Below are 26,388 nucleotides of genomic sequence, written 5' to 3'. Positions count from 1 at the left end.
GTTACACCGCCGTGTGCTGACGGATCGCACCAATGATGCTGTTGGTGTTCCACGCGCACTCGGCGTGCGCCGCCTCACGCACGACGCTGGAAATACGCTCGGCGCCGAACGGCTTGATCGCGATGATCACTTTGCCCATGCGCTTGGCGATCTCGATTTCCTTGTTGATCCACTTGCTGTAAGTCGAATACATCCCGGCCATGATCAGCACCGCCGAGCACGGGCGAATCTTGTTTTCGATGGCTTCTTCGAGTTGCTTGTCGGTCTGCGCGCCCATGATCGGGTTGTGCGGCGGCACGGAAAAATTCTTGAAACTGAAATCCGGTCTGGCGCCGAGCAGGCGTACCAGATTGTCGTGAGCGTGGGCGTAGTTCCACGAATGGCTGATGAACAGGTGATAGGTCTGCATGGGGTTCCTCGAAGGTCGCGAAGGTGCGAAGGAGGACCCCAATCTAGGCATCTGACGCGAGCCTACAAGGGCTGGGCGGTGAAAGAGAAATGTCCTGCAAACAGGTGCGAACGAGTCTGTCAGAAGAGTCTGACGTTTAACGGAATCGAGGATTTGTCAGGCGCGGTCCCACATCCGGCAGCCCTCGGACGAGGGGCTGCCGGTGCAGCTGTTTAGTAGCCGTTTTCCGGCAGGCTGGCGATGATCGAGCGGTAGCTGTTCATCCGCTGCTGCTGCACGCGGCCGTCTTCCAGGGCCTTGAGCAGTGCGCAACCCGGTTCGCGATCGTGTTTGCAGTCGCGGAAGCGGCAGGTGCCGAGCAGGTCATTGAACTCGATGAAACCGGCTTCGACGTCGGCGCGGCTGACGTGGCCCAGACCGAACTCACGGATACCCGGGGAGTCGATTAACTCGCCGCCGCCCGGGAAGTGGAACAGGCGTGCGGTGGTCGTGGTGTGCGTGCCCTGACCGGACAGCTCCGACAACGGGCCGACACGGGTTTCGACTTCCGGCAGCAGGCTGTTGACCAGCGACGACTTGCCGACGCCGGACTGGCCGACGAACACGCTGATGCGCCCGTCGAGCTGCTTCTGCAACTGTTCCATGCCATTGCCGTGATGCGCCGAGACTTCCAGCACCGGATAACCCAGCGTGCGGTACACCGCCAGCAGGGCATTGAGCGCCGGGGCGTTCTGCTCGTCGATCAGGTCGAACTTGTTCAGCAACAGCAACGGGCGGATGCCGGCGTGTTCGGCAGCGACCAGGTAGCGGTCGATCAGGTTGGCATGCGGCTCGGGCAGCGGTGCGAAGACGATGACGATCATGTCGACGTTCGCGGCGACCGGCTTGAGCTGGCCACGGCTGTCGGGGCGGCAGAGTTCGGTGCTGCGCGGCAGTTGCGCGACGATCACCCCGATGCCCTGGTTGCCGGCGCGCCAGACCACCCGATCACCGGTTACCAGCGCCGGCAGGTTGGCGCGCAGGTGGCAACGGAAAACCTGGCCGGCCTGTTCGCCGTCCACGGCCTCGACTTCGACCTGCACACCGAAGTGGGCGATCACCAGGCCGTGTTGCTCGGGGCCGAGATCGCCGCCCTCGAGGGCTTCGACCGCCGAGGACTCGCGTTTGGCGGCGCGGGCGGCGCGCTCGCCCTGAATCTTTTCGATGCGCCAGTTTTGACGACGATTGAGTTGGCGTTTGGCCATGGGTGTTCCGTCTGAAGAATGCAGCGATTAGGTAAAACGGCCGCGAGTTTAGCACGCCCGGGCACCGGCCTAGGCTAAACTGCGCAGCATTGCCTAGGAGCCCGAATATGCAAAACCCGCAGAACCTGATCTGGATCGACCTGGAAATGACCGGTCTGGATCCGGAAAACGACGTCATCATCGAAATGGCCACCATCGTCACCGACAGTGACCTGAACACCCTGGCCGAAGGCCCGGTGATCGCCATTCACCACAGTGACGAAGTGCTCGCCCGCATGGACGAGTGGAACACCCGCACCCACGGCAACTCGGGCCTGACCCAGCGCGTGCGTGACAGCCGTATCAGTATGGCCGAGGCCGAGGCCGAAACCATCGCTTTCCTCGAGAAATGGGTACCGAAGGGCAAGTCGCCGATCTGCGGCAACAGCATCTGCCAGGATCGTCGCTTCCTTTATACCCACATGAAGGCACTGGAAAGCTACTTCCACTACCGCAACCTCGACGTGTCGACGCTAAAAGAGCTGGCCGCACGCTGGGCACCGGACGTGCGCGACAGCTTCAAGAAGGGCAGCACTCACCTGGCGCTGGACGACATCCGCGAGTCGATCGCCGAGCTGCAGCACTACCGCAAGCATTTCATCAAGTTCTGATTGAGGGGTGTCTGCCCTGACGTCTTCGCGAGCAAGCCCGCTCCCACAATTTGGAATGCGTCCCCCCTGTGGGAGCGGGCTTGCTCGCGAAGAGGGCGTCAGAGTCCCGTAAGATTCAAGTCAGAAATGCATCCCGGAGCGCGCCCCCTTCTGGTGCGGCGCTGAAATGGCTAGACTGCGCGCCTTCCTGCCAGGACCGCCGCCATGTTGCTGATGCTCTATCTGATCGCCATTACCGCTGAAGCCATGACCGGCGCGCTGTCTGCCGGGCGGCGCGGCATGGACTGGTTCGGGGTGGTGTTGATCGCCTGCGTCACTGCATTGGGCGGCGGTTCGGTGCGCGATGTGTTACTCGGGCATTATCCGCTGACGTGGGTCAAGCACCCGGAATACCTGGTGCTGACTTCGGCCGCCGCGATGCTCACTGTATTCACCGCACGCTGGATGCGTCACCTGCGCTCATTGTTTCTGGTGCTCGATGCGGTCGGTCTGGTGGCGTTCACCCTGATCGGCTGCATGACCGCGTTGGAAATGGGCCACGGCATGCTGGTGGCCTCGGTCAGTGGGGTGATCACCGGCGTCTTCGGCGGCATCCTGCGCGACATCTTCTGCAACGACATCCCGCTGATCTTCCGCCGCGAACTGTACGCCAGCGTCTCGTTCGCCGCCGCGTGGTGCTACATGCTCTGCCTGTACCTGAATGTGCCGAGCGAACAGGCGATTCTGATTACCTTGTTCGGCGGTTTTCTGTTGCGGTTGCTGGCCATCCGTTTCCACTGGGAAATGCCCAAGTTCGTCTACAACGACGAGCATTAATGCATTCCCCTGTAGGAGCTGCCGCAGGCTGCGATCTTTTGACTTTGATATTTAAAAGACAATATCAAAGGATCGCAGCCTGCGGCAGCTCCTACAATTGACCGTGTTGTTTCAGCGCCCACTCGACGTGTTCGCGGACTAGATCGGACGGGTAATCACGGCGCGCTTTCAAGGCTTCCAGTACCGGAATGCTCGACGGCGCGTTGCCCAAGCCGACCGCCAGATTGCGCAGCCAGCGCTCGTAACCGGCGCGGCGCAGCGGCGAGCCTTCGGTGCTGCTGAGAAATTTATCCTCGTCCCACATGAACAGTTCCGCCAGTTCGGCGTTGTCCAGGTTGTGCCGGGGCTTGAAATCGCTTTCCCCGGATGGCTTGGCGAAGCGGTTCCACGGGCAGACGATCTGGCAGTCGTCGCAGCCGAACACGCGGTTGCCGATCAGCGGGCGCAGGTCTTCGGGGATGGCGTTTTTCAGTTCGATGGTCAGGTAGGAGATGCAGCGCCGGGCGTCCAGCACATAGGGGCCGACGAAGGCGTTGGTCGGGCAGATGTCCAGGCACGCGGTGCAGCGCCCGCAATGTTCGCTGCTGTGCGGTTCGTCCACCGGCAGCGGCAGATCGACAAACAGTTCGCTCAAGAAGAAATAACTGCCGGCCTTTCGGTTCAGTACCAAAGTGTTTTTGCCGATCCAGCCCAGCCCGGCCTGCTCGGCGATGGCTTTTTCCAGCACCGGGGCGCTGTCGACGAAGGCGCGAAAACCGAACGGGCCGATCTCCGACTGAATCCTGTCAGCCAATTGCTGCACACGTTTACGGATCAATTTGTGGTAATCGCGGCCCAAGGCATAACGCGAAACGTAGGCTTTCTCCGGTTGCGCGAGCATTTGCGCCATTTGCGTGTCGCCGGGCAGGTAGTCCATGCGCAGCGAAACCACGCGTAACGTACCCGGAACCAGTTGCTCCGGATGCGAGCGTTTACTGCCGTGGGCGCCCATGTAATCCATTTCGCCGTGGTAGCCGGCGGCGAGCCAGCGCTCCAGGTGCTGCTCATGCTCGGCCAGGTCCAGACCGCTGATGCCGACTTGCTGGAAGCCCAGCTCGCGGCCCCAATCCTTGATCGATTGGGCGAGGGCGGGCAGATCTGTGGTGATGGCGGACATGAGGCGAGAGAAACCGGAGCTGAGGTGCGTATAATTCTGCCAGACATCGGAGCCCGAAGACGCATGCCGCACACGAAAGATGAATTACCCGACGCGCTGTATGGCGCTGCACAGGTGCGAGCACTCGATGCGCGGCTGATCGCTGCGGGCACGCCGGGCTTCGAATTGATGCAGCGCGCCGCGCACGCGACCTGGCGTGCATTGGTGCGGCAATGGCCGTCGGCGAGCGAAATGACTGTGCTTGCCGGGCATGGCAACAACGCCGGTGATGGTTTTCTGATCGCCGCGCTGGCGCACCGGGCCGGGTGGGCGGTGCGGGTGCTGGCCGTCGGTGATCCGCAACGTTTGCAGGGCGATGCAGCACAGGCTTATGCGCAGGCCATCAACGATGGCGTCGCCGTGCAGGGTTGGGCCGCGCAAAGCGAGCTGCGCGGGGTGATTGTCGATTCCTTGCTCGGCACCGGGCTGGCCGGCGATGTCCGTGAACCGTATGCCGCTGCAATCAAGGCGATCAATGCCAGTGGCCTGCCGGTGGTGGCGGTGGATATTCCTTCCGGACTGTGTGCCGATACCGGACATGTCCTCGGCATTGCGGTTCACGCTGACCTTACCGTGACTTTCATCGGCTTGAAGCTCGGCCTGTTCACCGGGGATGCGGCGGATCAGGTCGGGGCGTTGGTGTTTAACGATCTGCAAGCCGCCGCCGACATTTACCGTGACATTCCTGTCAGCGCTCTGCGTCTCTCGGCGGCTAATCTTCCACGATTGGCCCCGCGTGCGCCCGCTGCACACAAAGGGCGCTTCGGGCACTTGCTGCTGATCGGCGGCGATCAGGGTTTTGGCGGGGCGATTCTGCTCAGTAGCGAAACGGCCTTGCGCAGCGGCGCCGGAATGGTGTCGCTGGCAACCCGTTCGGAACATGTCCCGGCAGCGCTGACGCGAATCCCGGAAGTCATGGTGCTCGGCACGTCGTCGGCCAATCAGTTGATGGGGCTGCTGGAAAAGGTTTCGGTGCTGGTGGTTGGTCCGGGACTCGGGCAGGCGAGTTGGGGGCGGGCGCTGTTATCCGCTGCTGCCAATGCGCCGCTGCCACAGGTTTGGGACGCCGACGCATTGAATCTGCTGGCGAGCGGATTTGTCAGTCTGCCCAAGGAATGCGTGATCACCCCGCATCCGGGCGAGGCGGCACGCCTGCTGGGCGTGAGTACCGCTGAGGTGCAGGCAGATCGCCCGGCCGCCGCGCGGGCGTTGAGCAAAAAATACTCGGCCGTCGTCGTGCTCAAAGGCGCCGGCAGCCTGATCGCCCACCCCGATGGGCGTCTGGCGCTGTGTCATCAAGGCCATCCGGCCATGGCCACCGCCGGCCTGGGCGACGTACTCGCCGGCTTGACTGGCGCGTTGTTGGCCCAAGGCATGAACGGCTTCGATGCCGCCTGCCTGGCCGTCTGGCTGCACGCCAATGCCGGCGCGCAACAAGGTAAATTCGGCCGTGGACTGGCGGCCAGTGATCTGATTCCAGTCATTCGTCAGTTGTTGGAGGAGCATGCACCGTGTCTGAAGTAACCCTGTACCTGGCCGATGAACAGGCCATGAGCGACTTTGGCGCACGGATCGCCCGCATTACCCAGGGCCACGGCCTGATTTTCCTGGAAGGCAATCTGGGCATGGGCAAAACCACCCTGTCGCGGGGCATCATTCGTGGGCTGGGGCATGTCGGCGCGGTAAAAAGTCCGACCTTCACCCTGGTCGAACCCTACGAGATCGGCGACGTGCGTGCCTTCCACTTCGACCTGTATCGCCTGGTCGATCCGGAGGAGCTGGAGTTTCTCGGCATCCGCGACTATTTCGAAGACGACGCACTGTGCCTGATCGAGTGGCCCGATAAAGGTGCAGGCTTTTTGCCAAAGCCTGACCTGACCATTACCATTAGCCCGCAAGACAGCGGGCGTTCGCTGAAAATTTTATCCCAGGGCTCGCGTGGCGAGGCCTGGTGTGCCGCTTTGGCATTGGAATCCAATTAAATGATGGGGTTAGGTATGCGCTTTCGCGCGTTGGTGGCTGCCGTTGGACTGATGTTGATGGCAGTAACCGTCAACGCTGTGGCCGAGACAAAGGTCAACAGCGTGCGCCTGTGGCGGGCGCCGGACAACACGCGACTGGTCTTCGACCTGAGCGGTCCGGTGCAGCACAGCGTCTTCACCCTGACCGCACCGGATCGGCTGGTGATCGACATCAATGGCGCCACCCTGGGGGCGCCGTTAAAGGTCTCGACCGCCAACACGCCGATCACCGCGATGCGCTCGGCCCAGCGCACGCCGACCGATCTGCGGGTGGTCATCGACCTGAAAAAAGCCGTCACCCCGAAAAGTTTCTCGCTGGCGCCGAACGCGCAATATGGCAACCGTCTGGTGGTCGACCTGTTCGACAACCCGGCCGATGCCGCGCCGCCACCTGCGCCAACGCCATCGGTTGCCACCGTGCCGGCAGTGCCGGTGACACCGTCGGAACCGGCGATCAAGTTGCCACCGGCCCCGGCCGGCAAGCGCGACATCATTGTGGTGATCGACGCCGGTCACGGCGGCGAAGACCCGGGTGCGTCCGGCTCGCGCGGCCAGCGTGAGAAAGACGTGGTGCTGCAGATCGCCCGCGAGCTGCAGCGTCAGGTCAACGGCATGAAAGGTTTCCGCGCCGAACTGACCCGTACCGGCGACTACTTCATCCCGTTGCGCGGCCGTACCGAAATTGCCCGCAAGAAGGGCGCCGACCTGTTCGTTTCGATCCACGCCGACGCTGCGCCGTCTGCGGCAGCCTTCGGTGCCTCGGTGTTTGCCCTGTCTGATCGCGGCGCGACATCCGAGACCGCCCGTTGGCTGGCCGACAGCGAAAACCGTTCCGACCTGATCGGTGGTGCCGGCAACGTCAGCCTCGACGACAAGGACCGCATGCTCGCCGGCGTACTGCTTGACTTGTCGATGACCGCATCGCTGACTTCCAGCCTCAACGTCGGCCAGAAAGTCCTGACCAACATCGGTCGCGTGACTCCGTTGCACAAGCAGCGCGTGGAGCAGGCCGGGTTCATGGTGTTGAAGTCGCCGGACATCCCGTCGATCCTCGTCGAAACCGGCTTCATCTCCAACGCCAACGAGGCGAACAAACTATCGGCTTCAAGCCACCAGCAGGCGCTGGCGCGTTCGATCAGCAGCGGCGTGCGCCAGTTCTTCCAGCAGAATCCGCCACCGGGCACCTACATTGCCTGGCTGCGTGACTCCGGCAAGATCGCCCAAGGCCCGCGCGATCACCGCGTGAGCCCGGGCGAGACGCTGGCGATGATCGCCGTGCGTTATCAGGTGTCCCCCGCGACGCTGCGCAGTGCCAACAATCTAAGTAGCGATGAGCTGAAGATCGGCCAGCACCTGACCATTCCCGGCACCGAACTGGCGTCCAAAGAATGAATCAGGTGTTGAACGCCGCACGCATCGAACTGCTCAGCCCGCGGCTGGCGAACCAGATCGCCGCCGGCGAGGTGGTCGAGCGCCCGGCTTCGGTGATCAAGGAGTTGCTGGAAAACAGTCTCGACTCCGGTGCCAAGCGCATCGATGTCGATGTCGAGCAGGGCGGCGTCAAGCTGCTGCGGGTGCGTGACGATGGCAGCGGCATTTCCGCCGACGACCTGCCGCTGGCGCTGGCCCGTCACGCCACCAGCAAGATTCGCAATCTCGAAGATCTGGAGCAGGTGATGAGCCTGGGCTTCCGTGGTGAGGCACTGGCGTCGATCAGCTCCGTGGCGCGCCTGACCCTGACCTCGCGCACCCGCGATGCTGATCAGGCCTGGCAGGTCGAAACCGAAGGTCGCGACATGGCGCCTCGGGTGCAGCCGGCGGCGCATCCGGTCGGTACCTCGGTGGAAGTGCGCGACCTGTTTTTCAATACGCCGGCGCGGCGCAAGTTTCTCAAGACCGAAAAAACCGAATTCGATCACCTGCAAGAAGTGATCAAGCGTCTGGCGCTGGCGCGTTTCGACGTGGCCTTCCATCTGCGCCACAACGGCAAGACCATCCTCAGCCTGCACGAGGCCCACGATGATGCAGCCCGCGCCCGGCGTGTGGCGGCGATCTGTGGTTCGGGGTTCCTCGAGCAGGCGCTGCCGATCGAGATCGAGCGCAATGGCCTGCATCTGTGGGGCTGGGTCGGGTTGCCGACCTTCAACCGCAGCCAGGCGGACTTGCAGTATTTCTTCGTAAACGGTCGTGCGGTGCGCGACAAGCTGGTGGCCCACGCGGTGCGTCAGGCTTATCGCGATGTGCTGTTCAACGGTCGTCATCCGACCTTCGCGCTGTTTTTCGAAGTCGATCCGGCGGCGGTGGACGTCAACGTGCACCCGACCAAGCACGAAGTGCGCTTCCGTGACGGGCGCATGGTGCATGACTTCCTTTATGGCACGTTGCACCGCGCCTTGGGTGATGTGCGTCCGGAAGATCAGCTAGCCGGCTCTGTCACCACCGCTGTGGTGCGTCCAAGCGGCATCGAGGCCGGCGAGTTCGGCCCGCAGGGCGAAATGCGTCTGGCGGCCAACGCGCTGCTGGAACAGCCGCAGGCGCAACCGGCGTTCAATACTTCGTCGGGCGCCAGCGCTGGTGGCGCTTATCAGTATCAGTACACGCCGCGTCCGCAGTCGGCTGTGCCGGCCGCCGAGGCACAAGCTGCTTACCGCGAGTTCTTCGCACCGTTACCGGAAGCGAATACCAACGCGCTGCCAGCCGGCCAGGAAGACATTCCGCCGCTCGGTTACGCGCTGGCGCAGCTCAAGGGCATCTACATTCTCTCCGAGAATGCTCAGGGTTTGGTGCTGGTGGACATGCATGCCGCGCACGAGCGGATCATGTACGAACGCCTGAAAATCGCCATGGCCAGCGAAGGCCTCAGCGGCCAGCCGCTGCTGGTGCCGGAGTCGCTGGCGGTCAGTCAGCGTGAAGCCGATTGCGCCGAAGAACACGCCGCATGGTTCCAGCGTCTGGGTTTCGAGCTGCAGCGTCTGGGCCCGGAAACATTGGCGATCCGCCAGATTCCGGCGCTGCTCAAGCAGGCGGAGGCCAATCGGCTGGTGGGTGACGTGCTGTCGGACCTGATGGAATACGGCACCAGCGACCGGATTCAGGCACACCTGAACGAACTGCTCGGGACCATGGCCTGCCACGGCGCGATCCGCGCCAACCGGCGCTTGGCCCTGCCGGAAATGAACGGCCTGCTGCGCGACATGGAAAACACCGAGCGCAGTGGACAATGCAACCATGGCCGACCGACCTGGACCCAGCTGGGCCTGGACGATCTGGACAAACTGTTCCTGCGCGGTCGTTGATGAGCCAGCTTCCTCCAGCGATTTTCCTGATGGGCCCGACCGCTGCGGGCAAGACCGACCTGGCCATCGAGCTGACCAAGGTGCTGCCGTGCGAGCTGATCAGCGTCGACTCGGCGCTGGTCTATCGCGGCATGGACATCGGCACCGCCAAGCCATCGAAAGAACTGCTGGCCGAGTTTCCGCACCGGTTGATCGACATTCTTGATCCGGCCGAGGCCTATTCGGCTGCGGATTTCCGCCGCGATGCCCTGCAAGCCATGGCTGAAATCACCGCACGCGGGAAAATTCCGCTGCTGGTCGGCGGCACCATGCTCTATTACAAGGCGTTGGTTGATGGCCTGGCGGACATGCCGGCGGCGGATCCCGAAGTCCGTGCGCAGATCGAGGAAGAGGCTGCACGCCTTGGCTGGCAAGCCTTGCATGATCAACTGGCGAGCATCGATCCGGTATCGGCGGCACGCATTCATCCGAACGATCCGCAGCGCCTGAGTCGGGCGCTGGAGGTTTATCGGGTCAGCGGTCAGAGCATGACTGCCCTGCGTCAGCAACAATCTGCGCAAAGTACTGAAGCAGCCGCTTCGGGACGGCAACAATTGCCCTATACTGTCGCGAACTTGGCCATTGCTCCGGCAAATCGCCAGGTACTGCATGAGCGCATTAAACAAAGATTCACAAATATGCTGGAACAGGGGTTCATCGACGAGGTCGTAGCCCTGCGTAAAAGAAGTGACCTGCATTCCGGGTTGCCGTCTATACGTGCGGTAGGCTACCGCCAAGTCTGGGACTACCTGGATGGCAAGCTGTCGTTAGCTGAAATGCAGGAACGCGGCATCATTGCCACGCGTCAATTGGCCAAGCGCCAGTTCACCTGGCTGCGCAGCTGGGAAGAACTGCACTGGCTGGACAGTCTTGATTGCGACAATCTGCCACGCGCCTTGAAATACCTTGGGACCATCTCCATATTGAGCTGAGTCCTTGCAATTGCCGTCTATCCTTGGGGGTGTGGCGGCCAAAGCCATCTGAATTACCTATTTTTATTATTGAATCCTTAAAGGAGTGCGGCACATGTCAAAAGGGCATTCGCTACAAGACCCTTACTTGAATACTTTACGTAAAGAGAAAGTTGGGGTTTCCATCTACCTGGTCAACGGTATCAAACTGCAAGGCACGATCGAGTCGTTCGACCAGTTCGTTATCCTGCTGAAAAACACCGTCAGCCAGATGGTTTACAAACACGCTATCTCGACAGTCGTGCCAGTACGTCCAATTCGTCTGCCTAGCGCAACCGAATCCGATGCAGGTGACGCTGAGCCAGGTAACGCCTGATAGGAGTCTCCTTTGTTCTTTGAGCGCCACGGTGGTGGTGAGCGAGTCATCCTCGTTCACTTGGAAGGTCAGGACCCTGAGGCGCGCGAAGATCCGCAGGAGTTTCAGGAATTGGCTAATTCGGCGGGCGCCGAGACCGTTGCGTTTTTTAACGTACCGCGTCATCGGCCAACCGCCAAATTCCTGATTGGCAGCGGCAAGGTCGAGGAGTTACGCGACCTGGTCCATGCCGAAAAGGCCGATCTGGTGATTTTCAATCACATCCTCACGCCCAGTCAGGAACGTAACCTCGAACGTGTTTTCGAGTGTCGCGTGATCGACCGTACCGGCCTGATTCTCGATATCTTCGCTCAGCGCGCCCGTACCCATGAAGGCAAGCTCCAGGTAGAACTGGCCCAGCTTGATCACATGAGCACCCGCCTGGTTCGCGGCTGGACTCACCTTGAGCGTCAGGGTGGCGGTATCGGCATGCGTGGCCCGGGTGAAACCCAGCTCGAAACCGACCGGCGTCTGCTGCGGGTTCGTCTGCGTCAGATCAAGGGTCGTCTGGAAAAAGTGCGCAGCCAGCGCGAGCAATCGCGTCGCGGCCGTTCCCGTGCGGATATCCCTACCGTTTCTCTGGTGGGCTACACCAACGCCGGCAAATCCACGCTGTTCAATAACGTGACCAAGTCCGAGGTATACGCGGCCGACCAGTTGTTCGCCACGCTCGACCCGACCCTGCGCCGTCTGGAACTGGACGACCTGGGGCCGATCGTTCTGGCTGACACGGTAGGGTTCATTCGGCACTTGCCGCACAAGCTGGTCGAGGCATTTCGGTCTACGCTCGAAGAGTCGAGCAATTCCGACCTGCTGTTGCACGTGATCGATGCGGCCGAACCGGATCGCATGTTGCAGATCGAGCAGGTGATGGTGGTACTGGGCGAGATCGGAGCCCAGGACTTGCCGATCCTCGAGGTATACAACAAACTCGATTTGCTTGAAGGCGTTGAGCCACAGATCCAGCGTGATGCCGATGGCAAACCGCAGCGGGTCTGGCTGTCGGCGCGCGATGGCACGGGGCTGGAATTGCTTGAGCAAGCCATTGCCGAGTTGCTGGGCAGTGATTTGTTTGTGGGGACATTGCGCTTGCCGCAACGGTTCGCTCGACTGCGTGCGCAGTTCTTCGAACTCGGTGCGGTACAGAAAGAAGAGCATGACGAAGAAGGCATCTGCCTGCTGGCCGTTCGTTTGCCCCGGGTCGAGTTGAATCGACTGGTAAGCCGCGAAGGATTGCAGCCGATGGAATTCATCGAGCAACACACTTTGCAATAAAAGCCTGGCAAAGCGGTTGTGCCGCAACGGCAGGCATTCTGTAGCATTGGTCGGCGCGCCGTGGGTGCGTCTTTGCTTTATCAGATGGAGAGCGCTATGGCTTGGAATGAGCCGGGTGGCAACTCGAATAATCAGGATCCTTGGGGTGGCAAGCGCCGCAATAACGGCGACCGCAAGGGGCCACCGGATCTCGACGAGGCCTTCCGAAAGCTGCAGGAAAGCCTGAACGGGTTGTTCGGTGGTGGTAAGAAACGCGGTGGTGATGACGGCGGTGGTTCGGGCAGGAGTGGTGGCGGCTTCGGCGGTCTGCTCGGCATCGGCCTCGTGGTGCTGGCGGCTGTCTGGCTGTACAGCGCGGTCTATGTGGTCGACGAGCAGGAGCAAGCCGTGGTGCTGCGCTTCGGCAAGTACTACGAGACCGTCGGCCCCGGCCTGAACATCTACTTCCCGCCGATCGACAAGAAGTACATGGAAAACGTCACGCGTGAGCGTGCCTACACCAAGCAGGGCCAGATGCTGACTGAAGACGAGAACATCGTCGAAGTGCCGCTGACCGTGCAGTACAAGATCAGCAACCTGCAGGACTTCGTGCTGAACGTCGATCAGCCGGAAATCAGTCTGCAGCATGCGACCGACAGCGCCTTGCGCCACGTGGTGGGTTCGACCGCCATGGATCAGGTGCTGACCGAAGGTCGTGAATTGATGGCCAGCGAAATCAAGGAGCGTCTGCAACGTTTCCTCGATACCTATCGCACCGGTATCACCGTCACCCAGGTCAACGTACAGAGCGCAGCGGCACCGCGTGAAGTGCAGGAAGCCTTCGACGACGTGATCCGCGCCCGTGAAGACGAGCAGCGTTCGCGCAACCAGGCGGAAACCTACGCCAACGGCGTCGTGCCGGAAGCCCGTGGTCAGGCCCAGCGTATCCTCGAGGATGCCAACGGTTACCGCGACGAAACGGTTTCGCGCGCCAAGGGTGAGGCGGATCGCTTTACCAAACTGGTCGCCGAGTATCGCAAGGCCCCTGAAGTCACCCGCCAGCGTCTGTACCTGGACACCATGCAGGAAGTCTTCAGCAACACTAGCAAGGTACTCGTGACCGGCAACAAGAACGGCCAGAGCAACCTGCTTTACCTGCCGTTGGACAAAATGATCCAGAACAGTTCGGGCAGCAATGCACCGGTTACCGGTTCGGCTGCCGCCAGCAACAACACGGACGTCGCGCCGCATGTCACTGACCTGCCGCAGACACGTACAAGGGAGACCCGCTGATGAGCAATAAATCGCTGATCGCCCTGATCGTTGGCGTTGTCGTGGTGCTGGTGGGCTGGAACTGCTTCTATATCGTGGCTCAGACCGAGCGCGCGGTGCTGCTGCAATTCGGTCGTGTGGTTCAGGCCGATGTCCAGCCGGGCCTGCATGTGAAAGTGCCTTACGTTAACCAGGTGCGTAAATTCGACGCACGTCTGATGACGCTGGATGCACCGACACAGCGCTTCCTGACCCTGGAAAAGAAAGCCGTGATGGTCGATGCCTACGCCAAGTGGCGCGTGAAAGATGCCGAGCGCTTCTACACGGCGACTTCCGGCCTCAAGCAGATCGCAGACGAGCGTCTGTCCCGTCGTCTGGAATCCGGTCTGCGTGACCAGTTCGGCAAGCGCACCCTGCACGAAGTGGTGTCGGGTGAGCGTGATGCGCTGATGGCTGACATCACCGCGTCGCTGAACAAGATGGCGGAAAAAGAGCTGGGTATCGAAGTCGTCGATGTCCGGGTCAAGGCCATCGATCTGCCGAAAGAAGTGAACCGCAGCGTGTTCGAACGTATGAGCACCGAGCGTGAGCGTGAAGCTCGCGAGCACCGCGCCAAGGGTAACGAGCTGGCCGAAGGCATCCGTGCCGACGCCGATCGTCAACGCCGCGTGCTGCTGGCTGAAGCCTATCGTGAGTCCGAAGAGATTCGCGGTGATGGCGATGCCCAGGCCGCTGCGATCTACTCCAAGGCCTACGGCCAGGATCAGGAGTTCTACGGTTTCTACCGTAGCCTGCGTGCCTACCGTGAAAGCTTCGCGAACAAATCCGACGTCATGGTTCTCGACCCAAGCAGCGACTTCTTCCGTTACCTGGAAAAGTCCAAGCCTTGATACGACGTTGACCTGAATCATTCCGCCCGGCGGCTAAAACCTCGGGCGGGGTGATCCTTTGGGAAAACGTGTGTATGATGCGGCAGCCGGGAAATTCCCGGCTTTTTTGCGTCTGCACGTTTGATTGCTGTTTTTTGTTGCAGGCATCGGGTTGAATGGCCCGAGCGTTTTTCGAGGAAAGTGATGGGCGAAGCCGGTAACAGGCCTTTCGCCGCGTCGTTCATGCGCGTGCGTTTTGAACGGATCGGTCATTTTCTGCTTCACTCAAGGCTCGCCCGCAGGCTGGCCGCCCGGATCAAAGGGGAATGGCGTAATGGCAACGGTAGACCGCTGGCTGCTGCCAGATGGCATCGAAGAAGTACTGCCACCGGAAGCGGCGCGCATTGAAGTCGCGCGTCGTCAGGTGTTGGATCTGTTCCAGAGCTGGGGTTACGAGTTTGTCGTGACTCCCCATATCGAGTACCTGGAATCCCTGCTGACCGGTGCGGGCCAGGACCTGGATCTGCGTACCTTCAAGGTCATCGACCCGCAGTCGGGTCGGCAGATGGGGTTCCGTGCCGACATCACGCCGCAAGTGGCGCGCATCGATGCGCACACCCTGCGTCGCGAAGGCCCGAGCCGTCTGTGCTACGCCGGCAGCGTGCTGCATGCCCAGCCGCGTGCACTGTCGTCCTCGCGCAGCCCGATCCAGTTGGGTGCCGAGCTCTACGGCGATGCCAGCCCGAGCAGCGACGTTGAAGTGATCAGCCTGATGCTGGCCATGCTGCAACTGGCCGATGTGCCGGATGTACACATGGACCTTGGCCATGTCGGCATCTACCGTGGTCTGGCGCGTGCCGCCGGTCTGTCCGGTGAAGTCGAGCAGCAGTTGTTCGATGCGTTGCAACGCAAGGCCATCGACGAGGTCATTACCTTGACCGAAGGCCTGCCGGCCGATCTGTCCGGCATGCTGCGGGCGCTGGTCGATCTGTGTGGCGGCCGTGAAGTACTGAGTGCGGCCCGTGAGCGTCTGGCCAATGCACCGGCGCCGGTTCTGGCGGCGCTGGAAGATTTGCTGGAGATCGCCGATCGTCTGGCGACGCGTTTCCCGGAGTTGCCGCTGTACTTCGACCTGGGCGAGCTGCGCGGCTACCACTACCACACGGGTGTGGTGTTCGCGGTGTTTGTCCCGGGCGTGGGCCAGTCCATCGCTCAGGGCGGTCGTTACGACGACATCGGCGCCGACTTCGGTCGTGCCCGTCCGGCGACCGGCTTCTCTACCGATTTGAAAACCCTGGTGACCCTGGGGCGTGCTGAGATCGAGCTACCGTCTGGCGGTATCTGGATGCCTGACAGTACGGATGCGGCACTCTGGCAGCAGGTTTGCCAGTTGCGCAGTGAGGGTCAGCGTGTCGTTCAGGCATTGCCTGGACAACCTTTGGCCGCCGCCCGTGATGCGGACTGCGACCGGCAATTGATTCAGCAGAACGGGCTTTGGCAAGTATCGCCACTGGCTTCTTGAGTTTTCCTGCCGGCCATCGCCGGCACCAAGTTTGCGCGAATGAGGACAAGTGTTATGGGTAAGAATGTCGTAGTCCTGGGCACCCAATGGGGTGATGAGGGCAAAGGCAAGATCGTTGATCTGCTGACCGAACATGCTGCCGCCGTAGTGCGCTACCAAGGTGGCCACAACGCTGGCCACACCCTGGTGATCGACGGCGAGAAAACCGTCTTGCACCTGATCCCGTCGGGCGTGCTGCGCGAAGGCGTGCAGTGCCTGATCGGCAACGGCGTGGTGGTTGCACCTGACGCCCTGCTGCGTGAGATCACCAAGCTGGAAGAGAAAGGCGTACCGGTGCGCGAGCGCCTGCGTATCAGCCCGTCCTGCCCGCTGATCCTGTCCTTCCACGTGGCGCTGGACCAGGCCCGTGAAAAAGCCCGTGGCGAGCTGAAGATCGGTACCACCGGTCGCGGCATCGGCCCGGCTTACGAAGACAAGGTTGCACGTCGTGGCCTGCGCGTGGGCGACCTGCTGAACATGCCGCGCTTCGAAGACAAGCTGCGTGAACTGGTGGATTACCACAACTTCATGCTGGTCGGTTACTACAAAGAGCCGGCCATCGAGTTCGAAAAGACTCTGGCCGAGTGCAAGGAATACGCCGAGCTGCTCAAGCCGCTGATGCTCGACGTGACTGCCGAGCTGCACGACCTGCGTCGCGCCGGCAAAGACATCATGTTCGAAGGCGCTCAGGGTTCGTTGCTCGACATCGACCACGGTACCTACCCGTACGTGACCAGTTCCAACACCACCGCAGGTGGCGTGGCGACCGGTTCGGGCGTTGGCCCGATGTTCCTCGACTACATCCTGGGCATCACCAAGGCTTACACCACTCGCGTCGGTTCGGGTCCATTCCCGACTGAGCTGTTCGACGACGTGGGTGCGCACCTGGCCAAGCAAGGTCACGAGTTCGGCGCGACCACCGGCCGTGCCCGTCGTTGCGGCTGGTTCGACGCCGTTATCCTGCGTCGCGCGATCGATGTGAACAGCATCTCGGGCATCTGCCTGACCAAGCTGGACGTACTCGATGGTCTGGAAACCATCAACATCTGCACCGGCTACAAGGACGCGCAAGGCAATGCCGTGGCGCCGACCGACGCTGACAGCTACGTGGGCCTGCAGCCTGTGTACGAAGAAGTGCCGGGCTGGACCGAATCGACCGTGGGTGCCAAAACCCTGGAAGAGCTGCCAGCTAATGCTCGTGCCTACATCAAACGCGTTGAAGAGTTGATCGGCGCGCCGATCGACATTATTTCGACGGGCCCGGATCGCAACGAAACCATCGTTCTGCGTCATCCGTTCGCTTGATAAGTCGTTGATGTAAAAAACAAAGGCCCCTTAATCGGGGCCTTTGTCGTTTATGCCTGTTGGACGGCATGACCTTTGCTGTAAATCTTCCTACAAGAGTGCCATCAAATTAATGGCGTCAGAAGTAGAGGGATTCACAGTGTCGGCCGTTCTCTCACTGTTACAAAGCCGTTTGTTGCGGCCCGTGTTCGTTACCCTTGGTATCGCCCTTTTGGTGCAAGTGCTGGTGGCAGTCGCCCTGACACGAAGCACGGTCACGGCGCTGGAAGCCGATCTCGGCGCTCGTCTGGGCGCTGACAGCCAAAAGCTCTCCGGCGAGCTGGAGCAGGCCGGGCGTGAAGTCACCTCAAGCCTCGATAACCTTTCCTCAAGTACTCGGCAGCGTCTGACCGCCGGCCTGTCTTCCCGTCTGAAGGAAGAGCAGGCGCAACTGCGTACGACACTGGAAAAAGATCTCAAGGACTCGGCCAATGACATGGCCCAGTTGCTCGCCTCGGTGGCGCCGCGCGCCATGTGGGACAGCGACGTGCCGACCCTGTCCGAATTTGCTCGTCGCGCCCAGCGCAATCCCAACGTGTTGTTCGTGGTTTACGACGATGCCACCGGTCAACACCTGACGCGTTACCTCAACCGCGAAAATCCGATCAACAAGGCCTTGCTGGAAAAAGGCCAGGGCGAGCGCGCGCTGGACAAGGTGCTGGACGCGGCGAAAAACGATCCGTCGGTCTACTACCTCGAAGCCTCGATCAACCCTAACGGCGTGGAAATCGGCAAAGTGCTGATGGGCGTCTCGACCGCGTCGGTGGAAACCGATCTGGCGGCGCTCGACCAGCGCTTCTCGGCGCTGATCGCCAGCAGTGATCAACTGGTGGGCGACAGCCTCAAGGGCGCCGCCGCCGACAGCGCGACGGCAATGCAGGCGCGCCTGCAGTCGGCGCAATCCACCGCTGCCGAAATGAAAGCCAATACCACCAGCACGGTACAGGACGCCGCTGCGACCTTGCGCTGGCGGATCGGCATGGGTCTGGCGCTGGTCGGCTGTGGCGTGCTGCTGTTGCTGGCGGTGGTGCTGGGGCACCGGGTGGTCAATCGCTTGAAGATGCTCAATGCGGCGATGGACGATCTGGCGGCAGGCGAGGGCGACCTGACTAAGCGCGTGCAGATCAACAGCAAGGACGAAATCGGCGACATGGCCTCGGCGGTCAATCGCTTTGTGGATAAGTTGCAGCCGATCGTGCGCGAGGCGGGCGACGTGGCCCAGCGTACCGGTGTGGAAATCGGCGCCATGACCTTGCGCAATGCCGGTGCCGACGCAGCGGCCGGGATGCAGCGTGACGAGGTGGCGGAAAGCCTGCGCGCGCTGTCGCAAATGGCTGACGAGGCGCAATCGGAAAGCCATGCCATGCAGGCGGCGTTGAAACAGGTGGTGGATATTCGCCAGGCCACCGACGAAAACACTCGGACCTCGGCGAAAGTAGGCAGCCTGATCGAGGCGCTGGCAGGGCAGGTTGATACCGGGGCGAAAGTCATCGAGCGACTGGCGCAGCAGAGCGAACAGATCGAAGTGGTGCTGACGGTGATTCATGGCATCGCCGAGCAGACTAACCTGCTGGCCCTGAATGCGGCGATCGAAGCGGCGCGGGCCGGTGAGACCGGCCGCGGTTTTGCCGTGGTCGCGGACGAGGTGCGCGCGCTGGCGAGCAAGACGCAAAGCTCGACCGGTGACATTCAGGCGCACATCGTCGCGTTGCAGCAGGGCGCGCGTGAGGCGGTAGAAGCGATCGGCCAGGCGGGGCGTCAGGCCAGCGAAGGTTTGCTGGTGTTGCGCGACAGCGCGCGGTTGCAGCAATCGGTGCAGGCTTCGGTTGAGCAGGTGCATGCGGCGATTGGTCTAGCGACCCAGGCTGCGGCGCATCAGGCGCAGGGCGCGCAGGCGGTGCGTGGGCGGGTCGAAACGATTCATGCCCAGGCCGAGAAAGCGGCGCAGGCGGTGGTGGAAACCACGGCCAGTGGCAAGGTACTGGATGGGCTGGCGGCGCAGTTGAAAGCCAGCCTGGGGCAGTTCAGGGCCTGATGTTTCCCCCTTCGCGAGCAGGCTCGCTCCCGCATTCGATCGCATTCCTCTGGTGGGACTCGGTCAAACTGTGGGAGCGGGCTTGCTCGCGAAGGCGATTTCAGCGGCTCAGATACATCCGCGTCGTCAGCAGATACACCGGCAACCCCGACACCACAATCAACAACGCCGCATAAGGCGCCGCCGCCGCGAACTCGACATTTGCCGTATGCGCCCAGACCTCGGTCGCCAGCGTGTTCAGCCCGGTCGGACTGAGCAGCAGCGTCGCCGTCAATTCCTTCATCGCATCCAGAAACACCAGCGCAAACGCCGCACCCAGTGCCGGGAAGATGATCGGCAGGGTCACCCGGCAAAACGCGGTGAATGACGATGCCCCCAACGTGCGTGCCGCTTCCTCCAGCTGCGGCGCAGCCTTGTTCAGTGCCGTGCGGATCGGCGCCTGTGCCAATGGCAGGAACAGCAGCGCATAAGCGATCAGCAGCAATGCCGAGGTCTGGTACAGCGCCGGCACGTAGTGCAGGGCGAAATACACCAGCGTCAGCGCGATTACCAGGCCCGGCAAGGCGTGGAGCAGATACGGCAAGCGTTCGGCCCAGATCGCCAGTTGGCCCTTGTAACGCACCACCAGCAGCCCGACCGGCACCGCCAGCAGCAGGCACAGCGCTGCGCCACCCAGCGACAAGGCCAGCGAAGACAGCAGGGCTTCGGTGATCGCCGCGACCGGGAACGCTGCCGATGAGCCCACCGCCAGCCAGTACGCGAGCATTCCCAGCGGAATCCCGCTACCGACAATCGCCAGCAACAGGCAATAGAACTGACCGGCAACCGCCCACGGTCCCAACCGCACTTGCTCGGCTCGACGCGCTGCACCCTGGCCGGTGCGCACATGGCGCCCTTTACCGCGCACCCGCAGCTCCAGCCACAGCAGCATCAGACACAGCGTGAGCAGCACCGCCGAAAGCATCGCCGCATTGGCGTTGCTGAATTCCAGTTCGAATTGCTGGTAGATGGCGGTGGTGAAGGTTTGCAGGCCGATGATCGACAGCGCGCCGAACTCGACCAGCATGTGCAGGGCAATCAGCAGCGAGCCAGCCAGCAGCGACGGCCAGAGCAGCGGCAGGGTGACGCGGAAAAACACGCCCCAGCGATTCTGTCCCAAGGTGCGAGCCGACTCTTCAAGGGACGGATCGAGGTTGCGCAGGGTCGCCGCGACCGGCAGAAAGATCAGCGGATACTTCGACAGGCTCATCACCAGAATCGCCCCGCCGAGGCCTTCGAACTGCGCGCTCAACGACACCCAGGTGAAGCTGCTGACAAACGCCGGCACCGCAAATGGCAGGCACAGAATCACCCCCCACAGGCGTCGTCCCGGCAGATTGCTGCGCTCCAGCAGCCACGCCAGTGACAGGCCGATCACGCCGCAAGTCAGCGTTACGCCGACCATCAACGCCAAGGTGTTGCGCAGCAGACCGAATACGTAAGGGCGCCACAACAGGTGCAGCGCTTCGGCCCAACCGGCCTGCCAGGCTTTCAGGCCGACATAGGCCAGAGGCAACAGGCTCATGACCACCAGCAATAAAACCGGCAGCACCAACCAGATCGACGGCCGCTTGCGTCGTGGCACATAACCCCCGCGCGCGGCGGGGGCGGATAACGATGTGGCCATCAGTTCAGGCCAACTTCACGTTCCAGGTCCAGCGCTTCTTCGGCGTTGCCCAGATCGGCCGGGGTCACGTTCGGGGCTTCTAATTCGCTGAACGGCTTGAGTCCGCGATCCGATTCCATGCCTTTGTGCAGCGGATATTCGGCGGTGGTCTGAGTGATCACGCGCTGGCCTTCCTCACTGGCCATGTAGGCAAGGAATTGCTGGGCTTCTTTTGGATGTTTGCTGGATTTCAGCACGGCAGCGCTGGATACAGTGATCAGTCCGCCGACGTCGCCGCCGGTGAAGTAATGCAGTTTCGAGTCGAGTTTGCCTTTCTCGCGCTGCAGGGCGAACCAGTAATAGTTGTTCACCAGTACGGTGGCGACTTCGCCGTTTTCCACAGCTTTGAGGGCGACCATGTTGTTGCTGTAGGTCTTGCCGAAAGCGCGCAGGCCGGTCAGCCATTCTTCGGCGGCGTCGCGACCGTGCATCTTGATGATCGCCACGGCTTGTTCCTGGAATGCGCCGCTGGTTGGTACGAAACCGACTTTGCCTTGCCATTTCGGATCGGAGAATTCCATCACCGACTTCGGCAGGTCTTTCTCATCGACCAGTTTCGGGTTGTAGGCAACCACGCGAACCCGCGCGGTGACACCGATCCAGGTGCCGTTGCCGGCTACGTATTGCTTGGGCAGCACGGCCAGCGTGGCGTCGTCAGTCTTGGCCAGCAGGCCTTGCTCGCCGAGGTTGTTCAGCGGAGGAGATTCTTCGGTGTAAATCACGTCGGCGGGGGAGCGGTCGCCTTCTTCGATGACCTGGCTGGCGAGCTGGTTGCTGCTGCCCTTGCGTACGTTGACGTGAATGCCGGTCTTGGCCTCGAAAGCCTTGGCGATCGCATCGCCGACTTCCTTGTGTTGACCGTTGTAGAGCGTCAGGGAAACCGCATCGGCTGCCTGGGTGAGGGGAGTGGCGAGTGCCAGGCCGAGCAGGGTGAAGGTCAAGCCGCGGCGCAGGGTATTTCGAAACATCATTCGCAGGGTTCCTCACTGTCGCATTGCAAAAACTTGCAACAATGATAAACGATATTGTTTCTCAAGTGCGCCTTGCGACGAGGGCGGAGGTTTGCTAGAGCATGATCTGGTGATCATGTGTGGCGAGGGGGCTTGCTCCCGCTCGGCTGCGTAGCGTTCGTTAATCCTGAGAGAGGGAATGACTGATGTAAAAGCGAGGAATGCTGCGCATCCCAGCGGGAGCAAGCTCCCTCGCCACACAGGCTTGCGGGTTTTCAAACGCCAGAAACGCAAAAACCCGCTTTCGCGGGTTTTCGGGAAACTCAACGTCGTAACCTTGAGTTTGAATTGGTGCCCAGAAGAAGACTCGAACTTCCACGACCGTAAGGTCACCAGCACCTGAAGCTGGCGTGTCTACCAATTTCACCATCTGGGCATTCATCGCGAGCGTTGCCGCTGTTGATGTGGCGCACTATACGGAGCGCTTTTTGATCTGTAAACCCCTGATTTAATTTTAATTAATCAGTTTTAACAAATCCGTTGCTTAGAATGCAAAAAACCCGCTTTCGCGGGTTTTGTGTGAGCCTTGAAACTGATCTAGTCTCAAACTCGAAATTGGTGCCCAGGAGAAGACTCGAACTTCCACGACCGTAAGGTCACCAGCACCTGAAGCTGGCGTGTCTACCAATTTCACCACCTGGGCATCTCGTCAACGTGTGTACGTCGTCGATGGCGCGCACTATACGGAGCGCCTTTTTAACTGTAAACCCCTGTCAGCAAAAAAAATGAATTTTTTTACCAGCGGTGTTCAAAAGGGCTTTCAGGCGTCGATACAAGGCTCCAGAAGGGCCTTATATAGTCGGAAATTTCCCGTTTGATGGCGCCTATGCCAAACTAACCCGCATATAGACAAGGTGAAAACTCTCTAATGGCCGATTGGCAGTCCCTCGATCCCGAGGCCGCTCGTGAAGCGGAAAAATATGAAAACCCTATTCCCAGCCGCGAACTGATCCTGGCGCATCTCGCCGATCGGGGTTCGCCTGCTGCCCGCGAGCAACTGGTCGAAGAGTTTGGTCTGACCACAGAAGACCAGATCGAAGCCCTGCGCCGCCGCCTGCGCGCCATGGAGCGCGACGCTCAATTGATCTACACCCGCCGTGGCACCTATGCGCCGGTGGACAAGCTCGACCTGATCCTCGGCCGCATCAGCGGTCACCGTGACGGTTTCGGCTTCCTGGTGCCGGACGACGGCAGCGATGACCTGTTCATGAGCCCGGCGCAGATGCGTCTGGTGTTCGATGGCGATCGTGCGCTGGCCCGCGTTTCGGGTCTTGACCGTCGTGGCCGCCGTGAAGGCGTGATCGTCGAAGTGGTGTCCCGTGCCCACGAAACGATCGTCGGTCGCTACTTCGAAGAGGGCGGTATCGGTTTTGTCGTTGCCGACAATCCGAAGATCCAGCAGGAAGTGCTGGTTACGCCAGGCCGCAACGCCAACGCGCAGATCGGTCAGTTCGTCGAGGTGAAAATCACCCACTGGCCGACGCCGCGCTTCCAGCCGCAAGGCGATGTGGTCGAAGTGGTCGGCAACTACATGGCGCCGGGCATGGAAATCGATGTCGCGCTGCGCACCTACGACATTCCGCACGTCTGGCCTGAAGCGGTACTCAAAGAAGCCGCCAAGCTCAAGCCGGAAGTCGAAGAGAAAGACAAAGAGAAGCGTGTCGACCTGCGCCATCTGCCGTTCGTCACCATCGACGGCGAAGATGCCCGCGACTTCGACGACGCGGTCTACTGCGAAGCCAAGCCGGGCAAGTTGCGCCTGTTCTCCGGCGGCTGGAAGTTGTACGTGGCGATTGCCGACGTCTCCAGCTACGTGAAGATCGGTTCGGCGCTGGACAACGAAGCCCAGGTACGCGGCAACTCGGTGTATTTCCCCGAGCGCGTGGTGCCGATGCTGCCTGAACAGCTGTCCAACGGCCTGTGCTCGCTGAACCCGCACGTCGATCGTCTGGCCATGGTTTGCGAGATGACCATCTCCAAGTCCGGCGAAATGACCGACTACTGCTTCTATGAAGCGGTGATCCATTCCCACGCCCGTCTGACCTACAACAAGGTCAGCGCGATGCTGGAAACCCCGAAAGCCACCGAAGCGCGCAAGCTTCGCGGCGAATACACCGACGTGGTGCCGCACCTCAAGCAGCTCTATGCGCTGTACAAAGTGTTGCTGGCTGCCCGTCACGTGCGTGGCGCGATCGATTTCGAAACCCAGGAAACCCGGATCATCTTCGGTTCCGAGCGCAAAATTGCCGAAATCCGTCCTACCACCCGCAACGATGCGCACAAGCTGATCGAGGAATGCATGCTGGCGGCCAACGTGGCCACCGCCGAATTCCTCAAGAAGCACGAAATCCCCGCGCTGTACCGTGTCCACGACGGCCCGCCACCGGAGCGTCTGGAAAAACTGCGCGCGTTCCTCGGCGAGCTCGGCCTGTCCCTGCACAAAGGCAAGGATGGCCCGTCGCCAAAGGACTATCAGGCCCTGTTGGCGAGCATCAAGGACCGTCCGGATTTCCATCTGATCCAGACCGTGATGCTGCGCTCCCTGAGCCAGGCGGTGTACAGCGCCCAGAACGAAGGCCACTTCGGCCTGAATTACGAAGCCTATACCCACTTCACCTCGCCGATCCGTCGTTACCCGGACCTGCTCACGCACCGCGCCATCCGCAGCGTGATCCATTCGAAACAGGACACTCCGCACGTTCGTCGTGCCGGGGCGATGACCATTCCGAAGGCGCGCATCTATCCGTACGACGAAGCGGCGCTGGAGCAACTCGGCGAGCAGTGCTCGATGAGCGAGCGCCGTGCCGACGAAGCCACCCGCGATGTGGTGAACTGGCTCAAGTGCGAGTTCATGAAAGATCGCGTGGGCGAATCGTTCCCGGGGGTGATCACCGCCGTGACCGGTTTTGGTCTGTTCGTCGAGCTGACCGATATCTACGTCGAAGGCTTGGTGCACGTCACCGCGCTGCCAGGCGATTACTACCACTTCGACCCTGTGCATCACCGCCTGGCGGGCGAGCGCACCGGTCGCAGCTTCCGTCTCGGCGATACCGTTGAAGTGCGCGTGATGCGCGTCGATCTCGACGAGCGCAAGATCGACTTCGAGATGGCCGAAAAAACCATCAGCGCACCGATTGGTCGCAAGAAACGTGGCGCCGATACCGCAGCGCCTGCGAGCAAGGCTGTGGAAGACAAGGCTCCGGCCAAAACCGCTAGCCGTCGTCCGGCCAAGGAAAAAGCTGTCGAGGCCTATCGCCCGAGCGATGCCGTGGCGAAAAATGCCGAGCTGCGCAAAAGCCGTGAATTGAAGAAGGCCTTGCTGGCCGAAGCCAAAAGCGGTGGTAAAGCGGCGTCTGGGGGAAAGACCGGACGGTCGGCGCCTGAGAAGGCCGTCGGCGGCAAGCCAGCCAAACCGAGCAAACACCGTAAAGGCCCGCCAAAAGCGGGTTCGGCTCCAGCCAAAAGTGGCGGGTCGCGTAAACCGAAGGCGAAGTCATGAGTCAGTTGGAAAAAATCTACGGCGTTCACGCGGTAGAAGCGTTGTTGCGTCACCACCCGAAACGCGTCAAGCAGATCTGGCTGGCCGAAAGCCGCAACGATCCGCGCGTGCAGACCCTGATCGAACTGGCCAACGAAAATCGTGTGCAGATCGGTCAGGCCGAGCGCCGCGAAATGGACGCCTGGGTTGAAGGCGTGCACCAGGGCGTGGTGGCGGACGTCAGTCCGAGCCAGGTCTGGGGCGAGGCGATGCTCGATGAGCTGCTCGACCGTACCGAAGGCGCACCGCTGTTGCTGGTGCTCGACGGCGTGACCGACCCGCACAACCTCGGCGCCTGCCTGCGTTCGGCGGATGCTGCCGGCGCGCTGGCGGTGATCGTGCCCAAGGACAAGTCGGCAACCCTGACGCCGGTGGTGCGTAAAGTGGCCTGCGGCGCGGCGGAAGTGATTCCGCTGGTGGCGGTGACCAACCTCGCGCGCACTCTGGAAAAGCTTCAGCAGCGCGGTCTGTGGGTGGTCGGCACGGCGGGTGAGGCCGAGGTCAGCATTTATGACCAGGACCTGACCGGCCCGACCATCCTGATCATGGGCGCCGAAGGCAAAGGCATGCGTCGCCTGACTCGCGAGCACTGCGACTATCTGGTGAACCTGCCGATGGCCGGCAGCGTCAGCAGCCTCAACGTGTCCGTGGCCACCGGTGTGTGTCTGTTCGAAGCACAGCGTCAACGCGGCGCCAAGGCCAAGGCTGCATCCAAGAATTAAGGCTGTACGCAAACAAACTGTGGGAGCGGGCTTGCTCGCGAAAGCGGTGTGTCAGACAACAATAATGTTGCCTGATGAAACG

Annotated in this window: 21 protein-coding genes and 2 tRNA genes; 16 read left to right on the top strand and 7 right to left on the bottom strand. The window is 61.4% G+C overall.

Features of this window, described 5'->3' with window-relative positions; translation table 11 throughout:
- Position 1: 1 nt before the first annotated feature.
- Both QMX91_RS11280 and rsgA read right to left on the bottom strand, forming a co-directional pair.
- A complete protein-coding gene (locus QMX91_RS11280) occupies positions 2-409 on the bottom strand; it encodes a TIR domain-containing protein (RefSeq protein WP_027611408.1) in 408 nt (135 codons plus the stop codon).
- A 212-nt stretch (positions 410-621) separates the two neighbouring features.
- Positions 622-1,653, bottom strand: a complete 1,032-nt coding sequence (gene rsgA, locus QMX91_RS11275) for a small ribosomal subunit biogenesis GTPase RsgA (protein ID WP_003221096.1) — start codon at positions 1,651-1,653, stop codon at positions 622-624.
- 107 nt (positions 1,654-1,760) lie between these two features.
- Here rsgA and orn point away from each other — a divergent pair, with 107 nt between their 5' ends.
- The gene (gene orn, locus QMX91_RS11270) at positions 1,761-2,303 is read left to right on the top strand and encodes an oligoribonuclease (RefSeq protein ID WP_003221098.1); all 543 of its coding nucleotides are present in this window, start codon (positions 1,761-1,763) and stop codon (positions 2,301-2,303) included.
- Positions 2,304-2,507: 204 nt separating this feature from the next.
- Complete coding sequence (locus tag QMX91_RS11265; RefSeq protein WP_047290974.1) at positions 2,508-3,119, top strand: trimeric intracellular cation channel family protein; 612 nt, start codon at positions 2,508-2,510, stop codon at positions 3,117-3,119.
- 91 nt (positions 3,120-3,210) lie between these two features.
- Here QMX91_RS11265 and queG read toward each other — a convergent pair whose 3' ends face one another.
- Positions 3,211-4,275, bottom strand: coding sequence for a tRNA epoxyqueuosine(34) reductase QueG (gene queG / locus QMX91_RS11260; protein ID WP_202369984.1), 1,065 nt, complete (start codon positions 4,273-4,275; stop codon positions 3,211-3,213).
- A 63-nt stretch (positions 4,276-4,338) separates the two neighbouring features.
- On the opposite strand from queG, the gene QMX91_RS11255 reads away from it, so the two are divergent.
- The 12 genes from QMX91_RS11255 to QMX91_RS11200 all read left to right on the top strand — a co-directional run bounded on the left by QMX91_RS11255 (position 4,339) and on the right by QMX91_RS11200 (position 19,331).
- Positions 4,339-5,838, top strand: a complete 1,500-nt coding sequence (locus QMX91_RS11255) for an NAD(P)H-hydrate dehydratase (protein WP_134785303.1) — start codon at positions 4,339-4,341, stop codon at positions 5,836-5,838.
- Positions 5,826-6,296: a tRNA (adenosine(37)-N6)-threonylcarbamoyltransferase complex ATPase subunit type 1 TsaE gene (gene tsaE / locus QMX91_RS11250; protein WP_098966932.1), complete on the top strand. Its 471-nt coding sequence runs from the start codon at positions 5,826-5,828 to the stop codon at positions 6,294-6,296. The genes QMX91_RS11255 and tsaE overlap by 13 nt, the downstream gene beginning before the upstream one ends.
- A 3-nt stretch (positions 6,297-6,299) precedes the next feature.
- Entirely contained in the window at positions 6,300-7,727 is a 1,428-nt protein-coding gene (locus QMX91_RS11245) for an N-acetylmuramoyl-L-alanine amidase (RefSeq protein ID WP_202370087.1), read from the top strand.
- 5 nt (positions 7,728-7,732) lie between these two features.
- Entirely contained in the window at positions 7,733-9,631 is a 1,899-nt protein-coding gene (gene mutL / locus QMX91_RS11240; RefSeq protein ID WP_193774907.1) for a DNA mismatch repair endonuclease MutL, read from the top strand.
- Positions 9,631-10,602: a tRNA (adenosine(37)-N6)-dimethylallyltransferase MiaA gene (gene miaA / locus QMX91_RS11235; protein WP_096794765.1), complete on the top strand. Its 972-nt coding sequence runs from the start codon at positions 9,631-9,633 to the stop codon at positions 10,600-10,602. The genes mutL and miaA overlap by 1 nt, the downstream gene beginning before the upstream one ends.
- Before the next feature lie 94 nt (positions 10,603-10,696).
- On the top strand, positions 10,697-10,957 hold the full coding sequence (gene hfq, locus QMX91_RS11230) for an RNA chaperone Hfq (RefSeq protein WP_003221112.1): 261 nt from the start codon (positions 10,697-10,699) through the stop codon (positions 10,955-10,957).
- 12 nt (positions 10,958-10,969) lie between these two features.
- Complete coding sequence (gene hflX, locus QMX91_RS11225; RefSeq protein ID WP_003221114.1) at positions 10,970-12,271, top strand: ribosome rescue GTPase HflX; 1,302 nt, start codon at positions 10,970-10,972, stop codon at positions 12,269-12,271.
- A gap of 96 nt (positions 12,272-12,367) precedes the next feature.
- Positions 12,368-13,543, top strand: coding sequence for an FtsH protease activity modulator HflK (hflK, locus tag QMX91_RS11220; protein WP_007967435.1), 1,176 nt, complete (start codon positions 12,368-12,370; stop codon positions 13,541-13,543).
- On the top strand, positions 13,543-14,412 hold the full coding sequence (hflC, locus tag QMX91_RS11215; protein WP_027611416.1) for a protease modulator HflC: 870 nt from the start codon (positions 13,543-13,545) through the stop codon (positions 14,410-14,412). Before hflK ends, hflC begins: the two co-directional genes overlap by 1 nt.
- A 313-nt stretch (positions 14,413-14,725) precedes the next feature.
- Positions 14,726-15,913 carry an ATP phosphoribosyltransferase regulatory subunit gene (locus tag QMX91_RS11210; protein ID WP_047600701.1) on the top strand — a complete coding sequence of 396 codons (1,188 nt, stop codon included), beginning with the start codon at positions 14,726-14,728 and terminating at the stop codon, positions 15,911-15,913.
- A 54-nt stretch (positions 15,914-15,967) separates the two neighbouring features.
- Positions 15,968-17,257 (top strand): adenylosuccinate synthase, encoded by a 1,290-nt coding sequence (locus QMX91_RS11205; RefSeq protein ID WP_003221122.1) that lies wholly within the window; start codon positions 15,968-15,970, stop codon positions 17,255-17,257.
- Between the two features lie 139 nt (positions 17,258-17,396).
- Complete coding sequence (locus QMX91_RS11200) at positions 17,397-19,331, top strand: methyl-accepting chemotaxis protein (protein ID WP_282412716.1); 1,935 nt, start codon at positions 17,397-17,399, stop codon at positions 19,329-19,331.
- A 100-nt stretch (positions 19,332-19,431) separates the two neighbouring features.
- On the opposite strand, the gene QMX91_RS11195 is transcribed toward QMX91_RS11200, so the two are convergent.
- The 4 genes from QMX91_RS11195 to QMX91_RS11180 all read right to left on the bottom strand — a co-directional run bounded on the left by QMX91_RS11195 (position 19,432) and on the right by QMX91_RS11180 (position 22,689).
- Positions 19,432-20,997, bottom strand: coding sequence for an iron ABC transporter permease (locus tag QMX91_RS11195; protein WP_282412715.1), 1,566 nt, complete (start codon positions 20,995-20,997; stop codon positions 19,432-19,434).
- Complete coding sequence (locus QMX91_RS11190; RefSeq protein WP_139053497.1) at positions 20,997-22,007, bottom strand: iron ABC transporter substrate-binding protein; 1,011 nt, start codon at positions 22,005-22,007, stop codon at positions 20,997-20,999. The genes QMX91_RS11195 and QMX91_RS11190 overlap by 1 nt, the downstream gene beginning before the upstream one ends.
- Before the next feature lie 328 nt (positions 22,008-22,335).
- Positions 22,336-22,422 (bottom strand) — tRNA-Leu (locus QMX91_RS11185).
- Positions 22,423-22,602: 180 nt separating this feature from the next.
- Positions 22,603-22,689, bottom strand: a tRNA-Leu gene (locus QMX91_RS11180).
- Between the two features lie 225 nt (positions 22,690-22,914).
- Between QMX91_RS11180 and rnr the strand changes: the two genes are divergently transcribed.
- Together rnr and rlmB are read left to right on the top strand one after the other, a co-directional pair.
- Positions 22,915-25,545, top strand: coding sequence for a ribonuclease R (rnr, locus tag QMX91_RS11175; protein WP_027611420.1), 2,631 nt, complete (start codon positions 22,915-22,917; stop codon positions 25,543-25,545).
- Positions 25,542-26,306: a 23S rRNA (guanosine(2251)-2'-O)-methyltransferase RlmB gene (gene rlmB, locus QMX91_RS11170; RefSeq protein WP_282412714.1), complete on the top strand. Its 765-nt coding sequence runs from the start codon at positions 25,542-25,544 to the stop codon at positions 26,304-26,306. Before rnr ends, rlmB begins: the two co-directional genes overlap by 4 nt.
- The last annotated feature ends 82 nt before the right edge of the window (positions 26,307-26,388 follow it).

This window comes from Pseudomonas sp. PS01299, from assembly GCF_029960145.1.
Classification (GTDB): domain Bacteria; phylum Pseudomonadota; class Gammaproteobacteria; order Pseudomonadales; family Pseudomonadaceae; genus Aquipseudomonas; species Aquipseudomonas putida_A.
The sequence above is the reverse complement of the archived record's forward strand: the minus strand, read 5'-3'. Positions and strand labels throughout refer to the sequence as shown.

Excerpts from the sequence above, each read along its gene's own strand:
- QMX91_RS11280 (WP_027611408.1), bottom strand. The coding sequence starts at position 409 with ATGCAGACCTATCACCTGTTCATCAGCCATTCGTGGAACTACGCCCAC.
- rsgA (WP_003221096.1), bottom strand. The coding sequence starts at position 1,653 with ATGGCCAAACGCCAACTCAATCGTCGTCAAAACTGGCGCATCGAAAAG.
- orn (WP_003221098.1), top strand. The coding sequence starts at position 1,761 with ATGCAAAACCCGCAGAACCTGATCTGGATCGACCTGGAAATGACCGGT.
- QMX91_RS11265 (WP_047290974.1), top strand. The coding sequence starts at position 2,508 with ATGTTGCTGATGCTCTATCTGATCGCCATTACCGCTGAAGCCATGACC.
- queG (WP_202369984.1), bottom strand. The coding sequence starts at position 4,275 with ATGTCCGCCATCACCACAGATCTGCCCGCCCTCGCCCAATCGATCAAG.
- QMX91_RS11255 (WP_134785303.1), top strand. The coding sequence starts at position 4,339 with ATGCCGCACACGAAAGATGAATTACCCGACGCGCTGTATGGCGCTGCA.
- QMX91_RS11245 (WP_202370087.1), top strand. The coding sequence starts at position 6,300 with ATGGGGTTAGGTATGCGCTTTCGCGCGTTGGTGGCTGCCGTTGGACTG.
- miaA (WP_096794765.1), top strand. The coding sequence starts at position 9,631 with ATGAGCCAGCTTCCTCCAGCGATTTTCCTGATGGGCCCGACCGCTGCG.
- hfq (WP_003221112.1), top strand. The coding sequence starts at position 10,697 with ATGTCAAAAGGGCATTCGCTACAAGACCCTTACTTGAATACTTTACGT.
- hflK (WP_007967435.1), top strand. The coding sequence starts at position 12,368 with ATGGCTTGGAATGAGCCGGGTGGCAACTCGAATAATCAGGATCCTTGG.
- hflC (WP_027611416.1), top strand. The coding sequence starts at position 13,543 with ATGAGCAATAAATCGCTGATCGCCCTGATCGTTGGCGTTGTCGTGGTG.
- QMX91_RS11210 (WP_047600701.1), top strand. The coding sequence starts at position 14,726 with ATGGCAACGGTAGACCGCTGGCTGCTGCCAGATGGCATCGAAGAAGTA.
- QMX91_RS11205 (WP_003221122.1), top strand. The coding sequence starts at position 15,968 with ATGGGTAAGAATGTCGTAGTCCTGGGCACCCAATGGGGTGATGAGGGC.
- QMX91_RS11195 (WP_282412715.1), bottom strand. The coding sequence starts at position 20,997 with ATGGCCACATCGTTATCCGCCCCCGCCGCGCGCGGGGGTTATGTGCCA.
- QMX91_RS11190 (WP_139053497.1), bottom strand. The coding sequence starts at position 22,007 with ATGATGTTTCGAAATACCCTGCGCCGCGGCTTGACCTTCACCCTGCTC.
- rnr (WP_027611420.1), top strand. The coding sequence starts at position 22,915 with ATGGCCGATTGGCAGTCCCTCGATCCCGAGGCCGCTCGTGAAGCGGAA.
- rlmB (WP_282412714.1), top strand. The coding sequence starts at position 25,542 with ATGAGTCAGTTGGAAAAAATCTACGGCGTTCACGCGGTAGAAGCGTTG.